Below are 2,753 nucleotides of genomic sequence, written 5' to 3' on the forward strand. Positions count from 1 at the left end.
CAGCAGGCTATCGATGAGAAGAAAGCACTAGAAATGCAGCAAAAATTAGAAAGACAAGAATTTACTTTGGAAGATTTTTTAGATCAGATGCAGCAAATGAAGAAATTAGGACCTTTAAAGGATTTAATTAAAATGATTCCTGGATTGGACACTAGTAAGCTTGATGATATAGATTTTGAAGAAAATGAAAAGGAAATGGCAAAAATTGAGGCGATAATAAAATCTATGACCAAGGAAGAAAGAAGAAATCCTTCAATAATAAACTCTAGTCGCAAAAAAAGAATAGCAAAAGGTTCTGGAACTACTATTCAGGATGTAAATAAGTTGTTAAATAATTTTGAACAGGCGAGAAAGATGATGAAGCAGTTTTCTGATATGCAAAAACATGTGAAAAAAGGAAAATTTAAATTTCCTTTCTTTAAATAAATAAAGCAACATTTTAAGGAGGTGAAATTATGGCAGTTAAGATGAGACTTAGAAGAATGGGTGCAAAGAAAGCTCCATTCTACAGAATTGTAGTTGCAGATTCAAGATCACCAAGAGATGGTAGATTTATAGAAGAAATAGGATATTATAATCCTACAACAGAACCTGCAGATATTAAAATCGATGCAGAAAAGGCTAAAAAGTGGCTTTCAAATGGTGCACAGCCAACAGATACAGTAAGAAGCCTTTTAAAGAAGGCAGGCATCATATAATAAAGGGGTGCTTGGCATGAAGGAGCTTGTTGAAGTTATAGCTAAAGCTCTTGTAGACAATCCTGATGCCGTTGTCGTAAATGAAATCTCAGGTGAGCAATCAGTAATTATTGAGCTTAAGGTTGCACCTGAAGACATGGGAAAAGTTATAGGAAAACAAGGCAGAATAGCAAGAGCTATTAGAACTGTTGTAAAAGCTGCAGCAACAAAGGTAAATAAAAGGGTTGTTGTGGAAATAATATAAAGAGTTAGGACTATCCTAACTCTTTTTGACTATTATTAAAAGGGTGATGTTATGATTAAATATTTAAAGATTGGAAAGATTATAAATACCCACGGAATTAAAGGCGAAGTTAAAATTTACCCCTTGACGGATGATATTAAAAGGTTTGATAAACTTAAATTTGTTTTTTTCAAAAGAGGGGATTTATATGAAAAAGTTAATGTTCAAGGGGTAAAATATTTTAAAAATCTTGTTATTTTAAAACTGGAAGGCATAGACGATATGAATGCGGCTGAAAAAATAAAAAATGATTATATTTACATCGATAGAGAAAATGCTGTAGAATTACCTGAAGATACATATTTTATTGCAGACTTAATTGGTATGGATGTTGTGAACATAGAAACTGATGAAAAAGTAGGCAGGATTATATCAGTGTTTTCTACAGGAAGCAACGATGTATATGAGATTAAAATGGATAATGGTAAAATTATTTTAATCCCTGCTATTAAAGATGTAGTAAAGCATGTAGATGTCGAAAATTCTTTAATGAAAATAAAACTTATTGAGGGATTAATATGATATTTGATGTGTTAACTTTATTTCCTGAAATGTTTAATGCTCTAAACTACAGCATAATAGGCAGAGCACAAGAGCAAAAACTTATAACAATTAATCTTTACAATATTCGAAATTATACCACTAACAAACATAAAAAAGTAGATGATTACCCTTATGGTGGCGGTGCAGGGATGGTAATGCAGGCAGAGCCGATATATAATTGTGTAGATGATATTAAAGAGACTTATGGCTATAAACCATACACGGTTTTCCTTACTCCCCGTGGTAAGCGGTATGATCAAGAGCTTGCTAAGGAGCTTTCTAACAGAAAACATATTATGTTAATTTGCGGGCATTATGAAGGAATAGATGAGAGAATAATGCCCCTTGTAGATCTTGAGATATCAATAGGTGATTTTGTTTTAACGGGTGGAGAACTGGCAAGTATGATTATTATTGATTCTGTCTCAAGGCTGGTTCCGGGAGTTCTATCGACTAATGTTAGTTTTGAAAATGAATCCTTCTATAATGGTCTTTTAGAATATCCCCAATATACAAGGCCAAGGGAGTTTAGAGGCATGAAAGTTCCAGAGGTTCTATTGTCTGGAAATCATAAGGATATTGATGAATGGAGAAGATACCAATCTTTAAAGCTAACGTATATAAAAAGACCGGATTTGCTGAAAAATGCAGAATTGACAAAGGAAGATTTAAGAATGCTTAATATGATTAAAAAAGAAATTGAAATGGAAAAAGAAATGTAAAATATTATGTCAATATCTTTTGAAAATGTCACCTAAAAATAATTTAAAATAAAGTTAATTATCGTATGAAAATGTCATTTAGATGGGTAAAAATTAGGGGGCTTTGCCCCCTAGAACCCCCATCCTCGCCGGAAGGCAGAGGGGCAGATTAAACTGCCCCTAAAAGGCAATAGGATACTATGCCGCCTGATGTCAAGGCCTTTCGCGGCATAAACGGGCGCCCTCCCACAAGTGGGCCCCTCCCATTTACTTCCACGGTGCCTTGACATCACCCGACTAACAGTCCTATTATCAAAAGCTAACATTTACCCTAAATTTTTGTATCTGTCAACAAAATTATCTTTACCGAGGAAAATTTTCCTCAAGCATACTTAAAATTTCTTGATCGCTTTCATCATAGACGATGGGCTTAACTAAATTACGTCCATATTTGTAATAATGGTCTTCTGGCGGTCTGTAGGTGTTTTTCTCCTTCTTAACGGAATCAGTAGAAGATTTTTTAGGCTT

At 33.9% G+C, this 2,753-nt stretch carries 4 protein-coding genes and 1 pseudogene; all 5 read left to right on the forward strand.

Annotation, left to right across the window (positions count from 1 at the left end):
- Positions 1-426: pseudogene (locus tag CAAU_RS00925) on the forward strand (signal recognition particle protein); the annotation flags it as partial.
- Positions 427-455: 29 nt separating this feature from the next.
- Entirely contained in the window at positions 456-698 is a 243-nt protein-coding gene (gene rpsP, locus CAAU_RS00930) for a 30S ribosomal protein S16 (protein WP_008907558.1), read from the forward strand.
- A 16-nt stretch (positions 699-714) separates the two neighbouring features.
- On the forward strand, positions 715-942 hold the full coding sequence (locus CAAU_RS00935; RefSeq protein ID WP_008907559.1) for a KH domain-containing protein: 228 nt from the start codon (positions 715-717) through the stop codon (positions 940-942).
- 51 nt (positions 943-993) lie between these two features.
- The gene (rimM, locus tag CAAU_RS00940) at positions 994-1,503 is read left to right on the forward strand and encodes a ribosome maturation factor RimM (protein WP_008907560.1); all 510 of its coding nucleotides are present in this window, start codon (positions 994-996) and stop codon (positions 1,501-1,503) included.
- Positions 1,494-2,246, forward strand: a complete 753-nt coding sequence (gene trmD / locus CAAU_RS00945) for a tRNA (guanosine(37)-N1)-methyltransferase TrmD (RefSeq protein ID WP_242822550.1) — start codon at positions 1,494-1,496, stop codon at positions 2,244-2,246. Before rimM ends, trmD begins: the two co-directional genes overlap by 10 nt.
- Positions 2,247-2,753: the final 507 nt, after the last annotated feature.

The sequence above is a fragment of the Caloramator australicus RC3 genome, assembly GCF_000297115.1.
Classification (GTDB): domain Bacteria; phylum Bacillota; class Clostridia; order Clostridiales; family Caloramatoraceae; genus Caloramator; species Caloramator australicus.